This is a genomic window from Siphonobacter sp. SORGH_AS_0500 (genome assembly GCF_002838835.1).
Lineage (GTDB): Bacteria > Bacteroidota > Bacteroidia > Cytophagales > Spirosomataceae > Siphonobacter.
On sequence record NZ_NHPP01000005.1, the window covers coordinates 65998 to 82143 of the forward strand.

The window sequence follows — 16146 nt, forward strand, 5'->3', positions numbered from 1 at the left end:
GGTAACGGATACGTGGAGGTGAAGTTACCCGGTAAACTGGAAGGTCTGAAATACCGCATGAACATTGGTTATTCCTACATTCCAACCCGCTTCGGCAGCTATAGCGGACGAGCGGCCAATGACTTGTTAGGATCGGCCTACACGTCTTACTCGGAAACCAACAGTTTCACGCTGGAAAACATCATTTCCTACAGCAAAGACTTCGGTAAGCACCACTTCGATTTTACGGGTCTGTACAGTGCTCAACAACGGAAGTACGGTACTACGACGGGTTCGTCTACGGGGTTTGTGAATGATCAGCTTTCGTTCAATAACCTGGGAGCCGGAGCCACGCAGTCGAGCACCTCGTATGCGGACCGTTATGCCCTGAATTCTCAGATGGGCCGGATTAATTACTCCTACGATAGTCGGTATCTGTTCACTGTTACTGCCCGAAATGACGGCTCGTCGGTTTTTGGAGGTAACACTACGAAATATGGTTTGTTCCCCTCGGCTGCTTTGGGCTGGAATATCAGCAATGAAGCATTCATGAAAAACCAGAGCATCGTGAATAACCTGAAATTGCGTTTCTCCTACGGAAAAACAGGTAACGAAGCCATCAGTGTATACCGAACCATTACTACTTCCAGCACGGGTCGCTCGCCTTTCAACGGCATCAGTACCATCGGCACCTTCCCGAGTAACATGGGTAACAACAACCTGCTCTGGGAAACGACGGTGAGCCAGAACTTAGGCGTTGATTTCGGACTTTTCAATGATCGCATCAACGGTAGTGTGGAATTATACCAAAACCGCACCAAAGGTCTACTCTTACTTCGAAGCATACCTATTGTGAATGGTTATTCCAGCGTATTTGCTAACCTGGGTGAAACCTCAAACAAAGGGGTTGAAGTAACGCTGAACACTCGTAACCTGACCGCCTCAGATTTCAAGTGGGAAACGACACTGGTATTTGCTTCGAACCGGAACCGCATCGTGGACCTGTACGGAGACAAAAAAGATGACTTAGGAAACCGCTGGTTTATTGGCAAGCCCATCAGTGTCATCTATGACTACAAAATGGTTGGCGTATGGCAACAGGGCGAAAACCCAGCCGATCAGGATCCAAGTGCCGTGGCTGGAGATTTGAAATTTGCCGATCTCAATGGCGATGGCAAGATTACCCCCGATGGCGACCGGATTATTCTCGGACAAACGGCTCCTAAATGGACGGGCGGATTAACCAACACCTTCCATTACAAAAACTTCCACCTGAGTGTGTTCCTGCAAACTGTACAGGGGGTAACTCGTAACAACGCCGACCTTACCTACGCCGATGAAACCGGAAAACGCAATACGCCTATTGCCGTAGGCTATTGGACGGCTGACAATCAGAGCAATACCCGGCCTTCGCTGGCCTACCGCAATACGCGGGGATATGGTTATGCTTCGGACGCCAGTTATACCCGGATCAAAGACGTGACGCTGAGCTACAATCTGAACCAGAATCTGGCGAATAAATTAGGTCTCGGTAGTCTCACGGTATACGCCAGTGGTCGGAACCTGTACACCTTTACCAACTGGATTGGCTGGGATCCCGAAGCAGTACAAAGCAGTCGAGGCTCTGGGGATTGGACGAATAACTATCCATTGACCCGCTCGCTGGTACTAGGCTTAAATGTTTCGCTTCGTTAATACGCGACCCTAATCTTGATCATAATGAAAAAAATATATGTAAAGCTGGCTGCCCTCGCGGCGGTGGTACTGGCAACATCTTCCTGTCAGAAAAGCTTTCTTGACGAAAAACCTTATTCTTCGTATACCCCCATTACGTTAAATGATTCGCTGGGTCTTAATTCATCGCTGGTGGGTCTTTACAACCATACCAGTACGTATTACTCTTGGTCTGGTCAACAAGGCTGGCTTAGCGTCTGGCAAGTAGGTACGGACGTTGCCAATGCAACGCCCAATCAGCAAGGGATCGAAATTCCGTATTACAACTATACCCTGCTAACGCCTACGGACGGAGCAGCAAGTTATTTCTGGAACCGGAACTACATCATGGTAAACCTCACCAATACGATCATTAATTCTGTTGAGGACCCCAGTTTAACTGCAATCAGTCAGGGAGGTAAGAATCGCATCAGTGCTGAAGCCAAGTTTTTCAGAGCTTACGCTTATAACAACCTGGCAACCTGTTTTGGTGGGGTTCCGGTTATTACGAAAGCTCTGTCCGCACCTAAAACAGACTTCGTACGGGCTTCTCTCGATGAGGTAAATAAAGTGATCGTAGAAGATTTGACCTTTGCAGTAAATAACTTACCCGACATTGAAAGCGTGGGGAGTAACACCAAAGGGAAGCTTTATGGCCGGGCGAATAAATTCATGGCTATGCAACTGCTGGCGGAAGCTACCTGCGAATGGACAAACCCGATTTGGCAGAGGCTCAGTTGCAGAGCATTATCAACAGTGGTCGATTCAAATTAGTGAAAGGTCGCTACGGCATTCAGTCGACGCAACCCGGTGACTATTACCACGACATGTTCATTTACGGCAACCAACGTCGGGTACAGGGTAACACGGAAGCGATCTGGGTACTGGAGCAGGAAAACCCCAATACCGTTGTTGGTGGTATCACCGATAACCCGCAACACCGCCGGGTATGGGGAGCGGCTTACCACAATGTACCGGGTATGGCTCTCTCCGATTCTACGGGAGGTCGAGCACTAGGTCGTCTGCGATTGAGTAACTGGGTTCTTTATGAACTTTATAAGCCCGGAGACATTCGTAACTCACCCTACAACATTCGTCGCCGATACGTTTATAACGATGCCAGCAAGCCATCGACCTTCGGCAAACCCGTCCCCTACGCAGGAGCAGATACGGTATTTAACCTGGCACCGCACACGACCAAATGGTATCAGTTCGATCCAAACGATACGTTTGGCTATGCAATGATCAAGGACATGGTACTGATGCGTCTCGGTGAAACTTATTTGCTACTGGCCGAAGCTCAGGTAAAACAGGGGAAACTCGAAGCAGCAGCAGCCAGCATCAATACGCTTCGCGAGCGGGCCTTCCCAGGTTATCCGGGTGTAGGTAAAGTTTCTTCCTCAGAGATGACCCTCAATTTTGTTTTGGATGAACGCGTTCGGGAACTGGTTGGGGAAGAAAACCGCCGGATGACACTCATGCGAACCAAAACGCTGGTAGAGCGTGCCACGCGTCTGAACGGAAACAATGGCTTTAACCCGACTCGCGGTCTGAGCAATACGCATTTATTAATGCCTATTCCTTTAACGGAAATTCAGCTTAATAAAGATGCCGTACTGGAACAGAACCCTGGGTATAATTAGTGATTCGATGAAAAGTCCTGGCTGGGTTACTCCAGCCAGGATTCTTGTGTTTTATTGGGTTTGCTCTATAAAATTAGTAAACGAGTTTACTTTTACGGGCATACCACTGCCAGCGAAAATCTGGCCGGGCCACGCTGCCAGCAATACGCCCTCCACGTTTGTAACACTGAGCGTCGCAGACGCTTTTCTCAGGCATTCGCAACATAGTCGCGGACGAACGAGGAGACACGTTACTACCTTAATCAATTGAAAGACATTCCTTTTCTATGGTTACTCGTTCCATTATGAAAACAGTCCGCCTTCGTTAAAAGGTCAACTGGCCAGCGTATTAAATCGGCATTTAATAATTAAATTCTAAAATGAAGGTTATCTTTCAACATTAACCTCATATTAGAAAACGTTAACCTCATAATAGAAAAGGAATTTCTGGTATTACATGAAAAAGTTAAGCCTCAAAACCCTCGGATCAGCACTGACGCTTTCGCTCCTGTTCAGCTCTACTCAGGCCCAGCAAGTCGAAACATTCCCTCTTTCATCCGTCCGACTATTACCCGGCCCTTTCCAGCAAGCCCAACAAACCGATTTAGCGTACATCCTTAAACTGAATCCCGAACGCCTTCTGGCTCCTTACCGCCGGGAAGCTGGACTTTCGTCAGCGGTTAAAAGTTATGGAAACTGGGAAAATACGGGTTTGGATGGTCACATTGGCGGCCATTACCTCACGGCTCTGGCTCAAATGGTTGCGGCAACGGGAGACAAAGACGCAACTCGCCGACTGAATTACATGGTCAGTGTACTGGATTCCTGTCAGCGAAAAAATGGCGATGGTTATGTCGGAGGTATTCCGGGCGGAAAGGTCATCTGGGCCGAGATTAAAAACGGGAAAATTGACGCGGGTACTTTTTCACTCAACCACAAATGGGTACCACTGTACAATATTCATAAAACCTTCGCGGGTTTAAGGGATGCGTACCTTATTGCGGGCAATCAACAAGCCAAAGGAATGCTGATCGCGTTAACCGACTGGATGCTAAACCTTACGGCTTCGTTGAGCGATGAGCAGATCCAGCAGTTATTAATTTCCGAACACGGCGGTCTGAACGAAGTTTTTGCCGATGTAGCAGCCATTACGGGGGATAAAAAATACCTGAAGCTCGCCCGGCGTTTTTCGGATCAATCGACACTCCAACCACTTTTAAACCAGAAAGATCAACTCAACGGCCTGCATGCAAACATGCAGATTCCTAAAGTCATTGGTTATCTACGCGTAGCTCAGCAGGATCAGGACGCCGCCTGGGCCAACGCAGCGGATTTCTTCTGGCAAACGGTGGTGCATCATCGTACGGTTTCCATTGGTGGGAATAGCGTGCGGGAGCACTTTCACCCCGCTACCAATTTCACGTCAATGGTAAATTCCGTGGAAGGCCCCGAAACCTGCAATAGTTATAATATGTTGAAACTGACGGAAGATCTATACCGCCGTCAGCCCTCTTCAGCCTACGTAGATTATTACGAACGAACGTTATATAACCACATCCTCTCCTCGCAAAACCCTGAGAAAGGCGGATTTGTGTACTTTACGCCGATGCGTCCACAACATTACCGCGTGTACTCCCAGCCGCAGGAAGGCTTCTGGTGTTGCGTGGGTTCGGGCATGGAAAACCACGGCAAATATGGCCAGTTGATTTATGCTCATGATGCATCCAGCTTATACGTGAATCTCTTTATTCCTTCGGTCTTAACCTGGAAAGAAAAAGGATTAACCTTAACCCAACAAACGCGTTTTCCCGAAGAAGAACAGAGTCGACTAAGCTTCAAAGTAACAAAGCCTACGCGACTGGCTTTGCACCTGCGTCAACCCCTTTGGGCCAAAGGTTTCAGGTAAAAGTGAACGGAAAACCAGTAAACGTTTCGGCGGATGATAAAGGTTACGTAATCATTGACCGCACCTGGAAAACCGGCGATCAACTTAGCCTGAGCTTGCCCATGACTACCACCGCCGAAGTGTTACCAGATTCCTCGGCCTGGGTATCGTTCGTACACGGTCCCATCGTTCTGGCAAGTGCCACGGGCAAGCAGAATCTAGCTGGATTATACGCCGATGACAGCCGGATGGGTCACATTGCCCACGGACCTATGACGCCTTTAGCCCAGGCTCCTTTGCTGATCCAATCGAATCCAAAGGATTTAGTGGCCAGTATTAAACCCGTTTCCGGTCAGCATTTACGTTTCCGTCTGGCGGGACAAGCGGCTGAACTACAACCTTTTTATCAAATTCATGAAAGTCGGTACATGATTTACTGGCCTTATGCCTCTCCCGAGAATCAGAAAGCCCGACTGAAAGAACTGGAAAAAAGCGATGAGTTAACGCTGAAGCTGGAAAACTCGACGGTAGATAAAATTGCTACGGGTGAGCAGCAACCCGAATCTGATCATGGCTTTCAGGGTGAGAAAACAGATATTGGTGTACACGAAGACGTGCATTTCCGTCGGGCCAAAGGCTGGTTTAGTTATTCATTAAAAAACAAAAATCAGGCCGCCCGCAGCTTGCAGTTAACGTTCCATTCGGATGATGCTCCGCAACGTTTTCACCTGTACCTCAATGGTGCCCTCCTGGAAAAGGTACAGCTAGAGAAAAATGACGGTAAAGGTTTCTTCACGAAAACCTATGCCTTACCCGAAGCAGCTCAGAAATCGGATACCCTTCTCATCAAATTCGAAGCTCCAGCCGGCTCAGAAACCGGACCAATTTATGAAGTCCGCCTATTAAAGTAAATTCCAAATTCCTGGGAAGAGCTCCTCTTCCCATTCCATTACGATCTCCCATGATTAAAACCACTTACCTCAGCATTGTTCTGCTGTGCGGCACGCTTGTTACCTACGCCCAGAAGAAGCCTTCGGCCAAGGCCGTTTTACAGGACATTGAAAAAGCAAATGACTACTGGCAAACGAAAAATCCGAAACAGGGTCGAGCTTTCTGGGACAATGCTGCGTATCACACGGGAAATATGGAGGCGTATTTTCGTACCGGAAACGAAAAATACCGTCAATACTCTGAAGCCTGGGCCGAACAAAATGAATGGAAAGGAGCTAAATCAACCCAGCCTGAAAACTGGAAATATTCTTATGGTGAGACGGACGATTATGTATTGTTTGGAGACTGGCAGATTTGCTTCCAGACGTACATAGACCTGTATAACCTGAAACCCGAACCTCATAAAATTGCCCGAGCGAAAGAAGTGATGACTTACGAAATGAGCACACCGAAATCGGACTACTGGTGGTGGGCGGACGGGTTATACATGGTAATGCCCGTCATGACAAAGCTCCATAAAGTGACGGGAGACAAACAATACCTGGAAAAACTGAATGAATACTTTTCTTACGCCAATACTATCATGTATGACGCGGAGGAAAAACTCTATTACCGTGATGCCAAATACGTGTATCCCAAGCATAAAAGTGCGAATGGGAAAAAAGATTTCTGGGCTCGGGGCGACGGCTGGGTCTTTGCCGGATTAGCCAAAGTTTTGCAGGATTTACCTAAGAATGATCCGCACCGGAAAACGTATGAAACCAAATTTCTGGGACTGGCTGAAGCCATTCTAAAAGCTCAGCAGAAAGAAGGCTACTGGACCCGCAGCATGCTCGATCCCGAGCACGCTCCCGGCCCCGAAACCAGCGGAACGGCTTTCTTTACCTACGGCATGCTTTGGGGAATCAATCACGGCTATTTACCTAAAAAAACCTACTTACCAGCGGCTCTCAAGGCTTGGGAGTACCTTTCAACCGTAGCTTTACAGCCCGACGGGAAGATTGGTTACGTGCAACCCATTGGCGAAAAAGCCATCCCCGGTCAGATTGTGGATGCCAATTCCACCACCAATTTTGGAGTAGGAGCTTTTCTGCTGGCGGGTTGTGAGTTACATCGACATCTCACTAAAAAGCCTGATCCGGTTAAGCATTAAATGGTTGCGGGTGACGTTCTTTTATCATTCATCCATGCTCAGAAAAGGGATGGGTTAGTAACCTTGGCAAGTGCCCGCTTTGCTCTCTCCTCCGCAGTCGCTCGGCTCTGCCGAGTGACCGCATAACTGTAGGCCTCTGGCCGTCTGAGGCAAAGAAATAGACCAGAAACTAACAGACTTGCTTACCCTAAAAGCTTTACCTACCATCGGCCAGAGTCCTGCACTCCATTTCCTCACTCGGCAGAGCCAAGCGACTGCGGGAGATAGCAAACTTGCCAATAAGGAACAACCGCGACTACTAAGTAAGGTCCTTCGCTCTGGATGACAGGTCAAAGATATACGTGTAGCTACCAGTAGTATGCCCGTATTACTTTCTAAAAGTGGCATCCATAACCAAAGTATTTTTCATTTTATTTTCCTGAATTTTTCTCCCCTAATGAAACGTATTCTTTCCCTCATTACCTTCGGCCTCTGCCTGGGTTTTAGCCCTCTTTTCGCTCAAAAAAAGAATAAAAAAGGTACCGCTAATCCACCCACAACTCAAAACGATCGCCAGTTCTGGCTAGCCAAAATGGATCAGATGGTGCGTCCAGTGATGTATTACCTGGCTCAGGACAGTCTGCGTATCATGATGCCAAAGGTCACTTCCAAACGCATCGACAACCGCGAACATCGCATTCAGGTGCAGTACGTCGAAGTGTTAGGTCGAGTATTGAGCGGTATCGCACCGTGGCTTCAGGGAGAAGGTGGTTCGGCGGAAGAAGTGGCCCTGCGTAATCAGTACCGGGCCTGGGCTCTGAAAGGCATTTCAAATGCTCTGGATTCTACGGCCAAAGATTACATGACCTTCAATATCGGTGGTCAGCAAATTGTCGATGCTTCTTACCTCGCCTACGCTTTCCTTCGGGCTCCCTGGCTTTTCGAGCATCTTTCAAAAACGGATCAGGATCGACTAGCGAAAGCCCTTCGTACGACGCGTCAGTTTAAACCCGTATTTTCCAACTGGTTGTTGTTCTCGGCTCTCACCGAAACGTTCTTTTGCCGATTTGGCTATGAATGGGACCCCATGCGGGTCGATTACGCTCTTCAGCAACTGGAACAATGGTACGTGGGAGATGGCATGTACAACGACGGCACCACCTTCGCCTATGATTACTACAACAGCTACGTCATTCACCCCTATCTGGCCGCCATCACGCAGGTCATTGGTCAGAAAACCGGATCTTACAACGGCATGATTGCTAAGATCAAAAAGCGGAATGAGCGATATGCCGTTATTCAGGAACGCCTCATCAATACCGACGGAACCTACCCTGCCACGGGTCGTTCCATTGTCTATCGGGGAGCAGCTTTTCATCATTTGGCCGATATGGCTTGGCGAAAAGCTTTGCCTGCTACGCTGAAACCTGCTCAGGTACGATGTGCCCTGACGGCGGTGATCCGAAAAACCCTCGAAAGTCCCTCAACGTACGAGAAAGGCTGGTTAACCATCGGCCTATACGGTTCACAGCCCGATCTGGCCGATTTTTATAACAATCAGGGCAGTTTGTACATTGCTTCGAATATCTTTCTACCCTTAGGTTTACCCGAAAACGATCCATTTTGGAAGGACGCTCCCGAAAAGTGGAGTGCCCAGAAAATCTGGAGTGGCGAAGATTTCCCGCATGATCATAGCGAAAGCTGGAAGTAATTAAGAGAATAAAAACGAAAGGCGTTCCGGGTAGGCTTACCCGGAACGCCTTTCGTTTGAGGGGCAATAAAATTACCCCTTCATCTATCATTTCGAATGTCCTGATTATGCTTAAAGCTATTGCAACTTATTAAAAGAGTTTCTGATAAGAAAGTAAAAGTATCAAAAGGACAATATGATTACATATACTTATAGTTGAATATTAATTATAATCATTAGTTAAGTGTTTTCATTACCTAAAGCTAGGTAGATACTGGATTATTACTTTTATTTGAGAAATACAGAAAATCGAGCAGAACTTAAACAAAAGCAATTGTTATAGAAGAAACATCTGGTATGAAAGAAATTCACCTTAGCTTATATAAATAACAAAAATTAAATAGCTATAAATATTTAACTACTTAATCTTCATGGCATTAGACCAGAATTTATTTCAAAGAAAAGCTGATGCACAAGAAGTCGTAAACCAAATAGTGATACGTATAAAAGAAAATAGCTCACACTCTAGAATGGGTGTAATTAATGAAAGTAGAACTAAAACAGAATATTATTAACAAATTCTGACAAGCTCTAAAATATAGAATTTTGTTTATTGAATAATATAAATTATATGTATACTATTTTAGTAAAATTTACCTTCAAAATATTATAAATAATTATGGCTGAAAGCAAAATTAAACGAAGCGAGGAAATTACTAATCAATATTTCGCCTTTCTCGATAAACATATTGAAGACGTAGTAAATGGGCAATTTGACGATTTTTTAAAACTCAATCAAATCGCTCAAGAATTGTATGTTTCACACACCCATCTTTCCGATACAATACAACAAACAACCGGGCATCATCCTTGTCATTTCTATGACCTTAAAATTGTCAACAAAGCAAAATCACTTTTGGTAGACTCCGATCTATCTATTGCTGAAATAGCTAAAAAACTAACTTACGATCCCTCCAATTTGGTAAGTTTTTTAAAAAATTTACCGGGCAAACCGCTGGTGAATTTCGGAAAGAGTACAAAAAATAACTTCCTCTATAAAAGTTCCGAAAAGTTCACCATGAAATAGACCGTCCGCTTTTTGACCTTTGCAGGGTTAACATTTAACAATACTCCTACTATGTCAAAGAACGATTTAAACGGAAAAGTAGTAATCATTGCAGGCGGTGCAAAGAATCTGGGTGGTTTGCTGAGTAAAAGTATGGCCTCAAAAGGTGCAAAAGTAGTAGTTCATTACAATAGTGATCAAACGAAAGCGGAAGCAGAACAAACCCTGGCAGAAATCCAAAACAAGGGTGGTGAAGCGATTCTGGTTCAAAGCGATTTAACCAATATTGCCAATATCACCAGTCTTTTCGCTAAAGCAAAAGAAACGTTTGGGGGAGTAGATATTGCCATTAACACCGTTGGGATGGTACTTAAAAAGCCGTTTACTGAAACTACGGAAGAAGAGTACGACACCATGATGGACGTAAATGCAAAGCAAGCCTATTTCTTCTTACAGGAAGCAGGGAAACTCCTGAATGACCATGGCAAAATTTGCACCATCGTGACCTCGTTGTTAGCTGCCTTTACTGGGTACTACTCTACGTATGCGGGTGCCAAAGCTCCCGTAGAACACTTCACCAGAGCCGCTTCTAAGGAATTCGGTGGACGCGGCATTTCTGTTACCGCGGTTGCACCCGGCCCCATGGATACACCCTTCTTCTACGGCCAAGAAAGCGAAGAGGCGGTTGCTTACCATAAATCTGCTTCGGCTTTGGGTGGCTTAACTAAAATTGAAGACATCGCCCCGCTAGTAGAATTTTTAGTTACAGATGGCTGGTGGATTACCGGGCAAACCATCTTTGCCAATGGTGGTTACACCACCCGATAAAAGTTGATTTAATGATTCTTACAAAGGCAAATGGCATTCGTCGTTTGCCTTTGGCATTAACATAAACCTTCGTTATGATACTAAAAATCATCAACTCAATCCTGATTTTTATCGCTGTATTCATGGGTATGAAACAGGGCTACGCCATGTTTTCAGGAAAAGCCGAAATGCTGGAAATGTTCGGTAAGTGGAACTTTAGCAAAACTGCTATCATGGTCAACGGATTAGTTACCATGATAGCTGCCTTATTAATCTTATTTCCTAAAACATTTGTATGGGGTAATTTTCTGATGGCAGCAGGTATTTTAATGATTATTTGTTTGCATGCATTAGACAAAGATTTGAAAGGGGTAGCTATAGAAATACCTTTTTTATTGATGAATTTAATTATTATTTATTTGCAGCATCCGCTTACTAAAACGGTATGAAAAATTTATATACACTTTTTATCATACTAACTACAAGTAGCTTCGCTGCTTGTGGGCAAAGTAAACAGGTAATCCCAACTCAAAAATCAGAATTACAAAACCTTCAAATTATTAATAAAATGGACACCAGTAAATTAATTAACGAAACGGTAAAAAAAGCATTTGATGCCTTACAAAGTGGAGATAAGTCTACCTTTTATTCTTTCTTCACAAAAGACCCCGTTTTTACAGATGATGGCAGAACTTTGAACTTTAAATCATTTTTTGATAATGCTTTCAATCATAAAGAAAAATTTCTGAGCATTGACAAGGTAGAGAATGAAGGTAAAAGCATTTATGGAGATTTCTTCGCAGGGCAATGGGGAACGTTCAAAGTATTCTTCAAATTTCATCAAAACTCTGAGGGTAAATTTGATAGATTGGACATTGGACAAGGAAAATAAGCATGCGTGGGTTAATAAGCAGGTTACAAAAACTCAAGTACGAATTTTTGCTTTTCGCGTTGGTTCAACATCTGTTTATCGGAATTTTTATTACCGATTTAGATTTCTATACCACAACCATCTGGCCAATCAATATGCTGGTGTTGGGACTGGGAAGCATTTTTATGTTTACCGGTAAAAGCAGTTGGCGGCATTGGTTCAGAAACCTGCATTTTATAGTTGTGTTAGTACTACCCATGGGCATCCCATTTTTTAAGGGGGTGCCCTGGTATTTTACTTTTCTCAACATCAATTACGTAGTATTTTTTGTATTTATGTTTCTGGAACTGCTTCGGTTCTTATTAAAACCCAGTTACATCAATAGCGACGTCATCACCGCATCCATTTGTGGGTACTTACTACTGATAGAAATCTCTGTTTTTCTGTTACAATATTGCATGTATCAAAACTTAAAGTCTTTTAAAGGGATTGATACTTCTTCGCCAGCGGCTATCTATATCGACCTTGTCTATTTCTGTTCCATCACCTTTACCAGCATAGGCTTTGGAGACATCACCCCCAATCATCACATTACTAAACTCATCACTGCTTTTATTGGGATTGCCGGGCAATTCTACACAGTCGTTTTAGTAGGTATTCTTTTGAGTAAATTTTCATCCAATACAAAATAAATGAACATAGCCAGCCACTATAAACTCCTGCACTTCATTCCTTGGACGAGAACCAAGATTTACAAAATGCTTTTACTAAGCACCATTCCCACCGTACTCTTTTACTTCCTGGATATAAAATGGTTGGCTATTCCGTGGGTACCGGTTGCTTTGTTAGGTACCGCAACAGCCTTTATTTCAGGATTTAAAAACACACAAACCTATAACCGGATGTGGGAAGCCCGGCAAATTTATGGGGCTATTATCAACAGCAGTAGGGCACTGGGTATCATGGTAAAGGATTTTGTACGCACTAGCGATAAAGTAGAACAGGCCGCCTTACATAAAGAAATCATCTACCGTCATTTTGCGTGGCTTACCGCCTTGCGTTTTCAACTAAGGGAAACAAAGAGTTGGGAAAACATTAAAACAAAAAGTTATAATAAAGAATACCTGCAATACTACCAAGTGCCTGAATGGGAGAGCAGTCTGGATGAAGAATTGAAAACTTTTTTAAGTGCAGAAGAATGTCAGTACATCCTTTCTACCAAGAACAGAGCTGCACAATCCATTGCCCGGCAATCCTCACAACTAAAGACGTTGAATGAACGAGGTATCATTTCAGATTATAACTATGTGGCTTTAGCCAATCAGTTAAAAGATTTATACGATCAGCAAGGCAAATGCGAAAGGATTAAGAACTTCCCTTATCCGCGTCAGTTTTCGAGCATCAATCTCTACTTTACAAACTTGTTTTGCCTATTACTCCCGCTCGGCTTTATAGGGGAATTTTCAAAATTGACTGAAAAATTTGGCGAAAGCATGGTATGGTTAACTATTCCATTCAGTATCATTTTAGGCTGGGTTTTTCTCGTGTTAGAGCAAATTGGCGAAAGTACCGAAAATCCATTTGAGGGAGGAGCGAACGATATTCCCATTACGCAGATAAGCCGAAATATAGAAATAGATTTAAGAGAAATGCTAGGTGAAAAAGATTTACCACCTGCCATCTCAGCCCAGCATACCATTGTGCTTTAAGCAGTTATTGAGCAAACAAAACAAATCTTTTAATGACCAACCTAGAGACTGTACAGAAGTGGTATCCAAACGCTAAGACAACCGAAGATACCGTAAACCAATTACTCGACGTGATTGAAAACGAATTAGGATTAAAACCTAACCAGCTTATGCACGCCGATAGTATGTGTTGTGATGATGTCAATGCGATTCAATACCCACCCAGGGCTTATGAAATGCTAGGGCCTTTTCATATGGGAGGTTTAAACGGCTATCCTTTTGCAGGAGTTACCGGAATGAATGCTTTTGCCCACCACGTTCCCGAAGATGGAGCCGTCGTTGTATTTTATGCCCCTCACATTGGCATAACTAAAGATGGGACTATTGGGGAAATTCATCGAATAGGGCAAAGCGAAAATTCAGCCTGTTGTGGGGCTGCGAAAGGTGCATTGGGAAAGCTTTTGAATAACCAGATCGAAGCGGGCAACTTCACTGATTTGGATTATCAGATGAACACCATCGAACAAATCTTTTTGAAAAAGGCTGATCGAATAAAATCTGCTGCTAATCAACTATTTGAAGCGACAGAAGTCATGTACGAAGCCATTAACGAACGTATTGAAACATTAGTGAGTAAAACCAATTATCCCTATAAATACGTGATTCTTATTGGTGCAATCTTTATTAATGGCGATAAAGATATGGGCTCTTTCTGCTCTTACAAGCGTTTCGATTGCCTTGATTTATCTACCCAAAAACAAATGAGTTTAATGGATAAGTTTTATCAATAGCTACTGACAGGCGTTTGCGGTAAGTTCTTTGAAGTAACCTATCCTAAGAAAACGGATTGATTAGTACCTTTTGCAGATTGAGAAATGGTTACCGAGCATTGCGTTTAGCGTTGTTGATGCCCAGTTAACCCTTTGAACGTCATTCAATGACCTTTATAGAATAGTTTGATACTTGTAAATAACGTTCGCTACTCCTGACATAGGGTTGTCACAGGAGCCTTCTACTTTTACAACGTGATCTACAGAAGAGGGTCATCAGAAGCTTGTACAGGTTTATTCTTCTATCAACGCTTCCGTCGTTCATCACTCAATCTTAAACAAATCCATTCAAACAATGAGTAATCAAACCATTCAGGAATTTTATGTAATCGGGATTTCAACGAGAACAACCAATGCAAACGGACAGTCTGCCAAAGACATTGAGGCACTATGGGGCAGATTTTGGGGTGAAGACATCCAAAAGCAAATTCCTAACAAGGTCAGCGACGATATCTATGCTGTCTACACCGACTATGAAACTGACTTTACCGGTTCTTATACTACCCTTATTGGTTTACCCGTGCGTTCCTTAGAAACGATCCCAAAAGGTTTTGTAGGAATGACCATCGAAACTTCGGTGTATCAGAAATTCATATCCAAAGGAAAAATGCCCGAAGCTGTTTTCAATACCTGGGTAGAAATTTGGGGCAATAAAGATTTAAAACGGGCTTATAAGGCTGACTTTACGGTTCATGGGATAAAATACCATGACGGAGACCAGGCCGAAGTAGAAACATTTATATCTCTACAGGAATAGAATCGTTATATTGATGCATTTTATACAAGAAAGGGACAGCGAGAGCTGTCCCTTTCTTGTATAAAAACTGAATCTTAAACACTAAGTTTCTTCATGTACTCAGCGTCTTTTTTCAGACTTTCCATGGGTGAACTGGGGTATTCTTCCTGCTCAACCAGGAAGTATTTGATACTGCTGTTATCAAGTACGCTCCGCAGGGTTTTCTTGAAATTCACTGCTCCTTCACCGATGTCGTTTTGTACGGGTCTGCCCCCCTTCACGGTGTAATCTTTGATGTGGCAGAGTTCGTAACGTTTGCCGTATTTCTTCAGGTGCTCGGCGGTGTTAACACCTGCCACGTCAATCCAGCAAAGATCCAGCTCAAACATTACGTTTTTAGGATCCGTATTTTCGAGTAAGAACTCCTGTGGTAATTTACCATCGAGGGGCTTGAAGGAATAATCGTGGTTGTGGTAACCAAACTTCAAACCGCTTTTCTTTACTTCTTCACCTACTTTATTAAAATTATCGGCGATTTTCTTCCAGTCATCCCAGCTCTTTTGTGCACCGATGTAAGGACACAACAGGTAACTCAGGCCCGCCCCTTTTGCCATTTCGATGTCTTTTTTCAGTTGATCAGAGCTATTGGCTGCTTTACCGAAATCGAAATGTGTAGAAACCATTTTCACGCCTAAATCACCGAGGAAGGTTTTGATTTCTTTGGGTTCCATGCCCCATAAGAAACCTTTAGGACCACTGTAGCTTTCGAATTGCTTGTAACCGAATTGAGCCAACTGGGTCATGATGCCCTTAGGATCTTTGGGAAGTACGTCACGGGCACTGTATAACTGAACACCGAACGGACTAATCGTTTTAGAGGGGGCAGCCCAAAGCTTGGACTGTTGAAGCGTGAAGGCACCGGCAACAAGAAGACCGGATTGTTTCAAAAAATGACGACGTTGCATGTTAATGGATGGTAAAAGCCTGTTCAGAGAAAGGCAAATGTGCGTAAATCATATGGCCTATCCAACCTTCACCAGCAGAATCTATTGTTAATAATTCAAAACAGCTCTTTTCTAATCCCTCTTCCACTTAAACTGTTCCTAATTTAACGTAAACTGATACTTTTTCAACTATTTAAAATTGAGTCCTGAAGGTATCTTTGCTGTATTAAGT

16 protein-coding genes and 1 pseudogene are annotated in these 16146 nt (G+C 43.9%); 15 read left to right on the plus strand and 2 right to left on the minus strand.

The window, feature by feature from the left end:
- Positions 1–12 precede the first annotated feature (12 nt).
- From BWI96_RS22835 to BWI96_RS22250, 3 genes are read left to right on the plus strand one after another with little or no spacing between them, the layout of a single operon-like run.
- Positions 13–1674, plus strand: a complete 1662-nt coding sequence (locus BWI96_RS22835; protein WP_255400655.1) for a SusC/RagA family TonB-linked outer membrane protein — start codon at positions 13–15, stop codon at positions 1672–1674.
- Positions 1675–1698: 24 nt separating this feature from the next.
- Complete coding sequence (locus BWI96_RS22245) at positions 1699–2466, plus strand: RagB/SusD family nutrient uptake outer membrane protein (protein WP_232793618.1); 768 nt, start codon at positions 1699–1701, stop codon at positions 2464–2466.
- On the plus strand, positions 2400–3335 hold the full coding sequence (locus tag BWI96_RS22250; protein WP_232793619.1) for a RagB/SusD family nutrient uptake outer membrane protein: 936 nt from the start codon (positions 2400–2402) through the stop codon (positions 3333–3335). Before BWI96_RS22245 ends, BWI96_RS22250 begins: the two co-directional genes overlap by 67 nt.
- 73 nt (positions 3336–3408) lie before the next feature.
- Here the strand turns inward: BWI96_RS22250 and BWI96_RS21835 are convergent, their stop codons facing one another.
- Positions 3409–3564 (minus strand): hypothetical protein, encoded by a 156-nt coding sequence (locus BWI96_RS21835; protein ID WP_198555171.1) that lies wholly within the window; start codon positions 3562–3564, stop codon positions 3409–3411.
- Between the two features lie 207 nt (positions 3565–3771).
- Here BWI96_RS21835 and BWI96_RS07145 point away from each other — a divergent pair.
- From BWI96_RS07145 to BWI96_RS07195, 12 genes and pseudogenes are all read left to right on the plus strand, one after another.
- A pseudogene (locus BWI96_RS07145) lies at positions 3772–5579 on the plus strand (glycoside hydrolase family 127 protein); the annotation flags it as partial.
- 48 nt (positions 5580–5627) lie between these two features.
- Positions 5628–6110, plus strand: a complete 483-nt coding sequence (locus BWI96_RS22255; protein WP_369804111.1) for a DUF6805 domain-containing protein — start codon at positions 5628–5630, stop codon at positions 6108–6110.
- A gap of 50 nt (positions 6111–6160) precedes the next feature.
- A complete protein-coding gene (locus BWI96_RS07150; RefSeq protein ID WP_106635988.1) occupies positions 6161–7303 on the plus strand; it encodes a glycoside hydrolase family 88 protein in 1143 nt (380 codons plus the stop codon).
- 436 nt (positions 7304–7739) lie between these two features.
- Complete coding sequence (locus BWI96_RS07155; protein ID WP_106636161.1) at positions 7740–8993, plus strand: DUF2264 domain-containing protein; 1254 nt, start codon at positions 7740–7742, stop codon at positions 8991–8993.
- 658 nt (positions 8994–9651) lie between these two features.
- Positions 9652–10059: an AraC family transcriptional regulator gene (locus BWI96_RS07160; RefSeq protein WP_198555172.1), complete on the plus strand. Its 408-nt coding sequence runs from the start codon at positions 9652–9654 to the stop codon at positions 10057–10059.
- Between the two features lie 51 nt (positions 10060–10110).
- A complete protein-coding gene (locus tag BWI96_RS07165; RefSeq protein ID WP_106635989.1) occupies positions 10111–10866 on the plus strand; it encodes an SDR family oxidoreductase in 756 nt (251 codons plus the stop codon).
- A gap of 74 nt (positions 10867–10940) precedes the next feature.
- Positions 10941–11294 (plus strand): DoxX family protein, encoded by a 354-nt coding sequence (locus BWI96_RS07170; protein WP_106635990.1) that lies wholly within the window; start codon positions 10941–10943, stop codon positions 11292–11294.
- On the plus strand, positions 11291–11737 hold the full coding sequence (locus BWI96_RS07175) for a hypothetical protein (RefSeq protein ID WP_106635991.1): 447 nt from the start codon (positions 11291–11293) through the stop codon (positions 11735–11737). The genes BWI96_RS07170 and BWI96_RS07175 overlap by 4 nt, the downstream gene beginning before the upstream one ends.
- Positions 11738–11973: 236 nt before the next feature.
- A complete protein-coding gene (locus BWI96_RS07180) occupies positions 11974–12408 on the plus strand; it encodes an ion channel (protein WP_232793620.1) in 435 nt (144 codons plus the stop codon).
- Between the two features lie 66 nt (positions 12409–12474).
- Positions 12475–13425, plus strand: coding sequence for a bestrophin family protein (locus tag BWI96_RS07185; protein ID WP_232793621.1), 951 nt, complete (start codon positions 12475–12477; stop codon positions 13423–13425).
- A gap of 32 nt (positions 13426–13457) precedes the next feature.
- Entirely contained in the window at positions 13458–14195 is a 738-nt protein-coding gene (locus BWI96_RS07190; protein ID WP_106635994.1) for a hypothetical protein, read from the plus strand.
- A 334-nt stretch (positions 14196–14529) separates the two neighbouring features.
- Positions 14530–14991, plus strand: coding sequence for a GyrI-like domain-containing protein (locus tag BWI96_RS07195; protein WP_106635995.1), 462 nt, complete (start codon positions 14530–14532; stop codon positions 14989–14991).
- 74 nt (positions 14992–15065) lie between these two features.
- Here the strand turns inward: BWI96_RS07195 and BWI96_RS07200 are convergent, their stop codons facing one another.
- Positions 15066–15935 (minus strand): sugar phosphate isomerase/epimerase, encoded by an 870-nt coding sequence (locus BWI96_RS07200; protein ID WP_106635996.1) that lies wholly within the window; start codon positions 15933–15935, stop codon positions 15066–15068.
- Positions 15936–16146: the final 211 nt, after the last annotated feature.